The organism is Flavobacterium sp. (genome assembly GCF_013822155.1).
GTDB lineage: Bacteria > Bacteroidota > Bacteroidia > Flavobacteriales > Flavobacteriaceae > Flavobacterium.
The window spans coordinates 1-1,822 of record NZ_PNJW01000147.1 but is presented as its reverse complement, the minus strand read 5'-3'; the positions used below and the strand labels follow the sequence as shown (position 1 = coordinate 1,822).

Annotated in this window: 1 protein-coding gene; it reads left to right on the top strand. The window is 29.1% G+C overall.

Going from position 1 to position 1,822, the window contains the following annotated elements; all coding sequences use genetic code 11:
- Positions 1-182 precede the first annotated feature (182 nt).
- Complete coding sequence (gene atpA, locus C0512_RS15390; protein WP_290863159.1) at positions 183-1,535, top strand: F0F1 ATP synthase subunit alpha; 1,353 nt, start codon at positions 183-185, stop codon at positions 1,533-1,535.
- The last annotated feature ends 287 nt before the right edge of the window (positions 1,536-1,822 follow it).

The window sequence follows — 1,822 nt, the reverse complement described above, 5'->3', positions numbered from 1 at the left end:
AATGATCACATTTTTAATTTTATTTGCATAAAAAAGCAAATAAAATTGTTACTTGATTAGCAACAAAACTAATTATTTTACAATATCAATATATGAAATTATTATATATTTTTGATAAAAAAAGATAGCCATAATTTTATGACATATCTTATAAACTTTATATCTATAAAAGAAGAGAGAGAATGAATTATAACAAAACAATTTCAAAATATAACGAACTTGATTTTAATAATCTACTAGCCAGTTTTTCAAAACAAAAAAGTATTATGGGTAATCATATAGGATATGTATTACAAGTAATTGATGGTGTTGCTATTGTTTCCGGATTACGTTTAATTAAAGCAGGAGAGATGGTTAATTTTGCGGGGCCAGATAACGTTAAAGGTCTTGTATTAAATTTAAATAAAAATAATGTCAGCGTTGTTATTTTAGGTAATGAGCGTTTAATTAAAGAAAATGCTTTTGTTGCTGGTACAGATAAACTACTATCTATCAATGTCGGACATAATTTGTTAGGTCGTGTTGTTAATGTATTGGGTGAGCCAATTGATGGCTTAAACATGATACCTCAAAAAGAACTAACTAGATTAGAACGTAAAGCCCCTGGTATTATTCCAAGAGCTTCTGTTAAAGAGTCTATGCAAACAGGTATAAAAGCCGTAGATAGTTTAGTGCCTATAGGGCGTGGACAACGTGAGTTAATTATTGGAGATCGTCAAACAGGTAAAACTTCTGTTGCGATTGATACAATTATAAATCAATTTAATTTCTTTAAACATACACCTTTAAAATCTGAAGAAAATCAAAAAACATTATATTGTGTTTATGTTGCTATTGGTCAAAAAAGGTCTACTGTTGCTTCAATTTATTTAACATTAAAAGAGTATGATGCCTTAAAATATAGTGTAATTGTAGCAGCAACTGCTTCAGAAGCAGCACCTTTACAATTTTTAGCGCCTTATGCGGGAGCTGCCATAGGTGAATATTTTCGTGATAATAAAAAACATGCTTTAATTATTTATGATGATTTAAGTAAACAAGCGGTTGCGTATCGTCAAATGTCTTTATTATTAAGAAGACCACCTGGTCGTGAAGCATATCCTGGAGATGTTTTTTATTTACATTCACGTTTATTGGAAAGAGCTGCTAAATTAAGCAAAAGTTTTGGTTTTGGTTCTTTAACAGCTTTACCTATCGTTGAAACACAAGCAGGTGATGTGTCTGCATATATACCTACAAACGTTATTTCAATTACGGATGGTCAAATTTTTTTAGATACTGAATTATTTTATAAAGGAATACGTCCTGCTATTAATGTTGGATTATCTGTTAGTCGTGTTGGATCAAATGCACAGCTAAAATCTATGAAAAAAGTAGCAGGTTCTCTAAAGTTAGAATTAGCGCAGTTTCGTGAAATCGAATCATTTTCGAGTTTTGGGTCTGATCTTGACGAAGAAACAAAATATTTACTAAATAAGGGGTATCGTCTTGTTGAGATTTTGAAACAAGATAAATATACACCATTAAAAGTTTGACAACAAATAGTTATATTGTATTCAGGTATTGGTGGGTTTTTTGATAAACTAGAAATATCTGATATTTCTGCTTTTGAAACTAAATTATATTTTGAATGAAATACGCATGCTGTGTATAAGCCCTACACAATTGTGTATGATTCGTCAAAATTAAGTGATAATTTAAATAAGGAAATTTTAGGTCATTTACTTACATTTTTTTTACAATTTTTTGTTTTATTAAAAACATCTTATGGTGTATCACGTTTAAAAGTTTGATTAAATAATAAATAAGAATGACAGAATTT

What these genes read in the sequence shown, in the direction of transcription:
- atpA (WP_290863159.1), top strand. Translation starts at nt 183, where the DNA reads ATGAATTATAACAAAACAATTTCAAAATATAACGAACTTGATTTTAAT.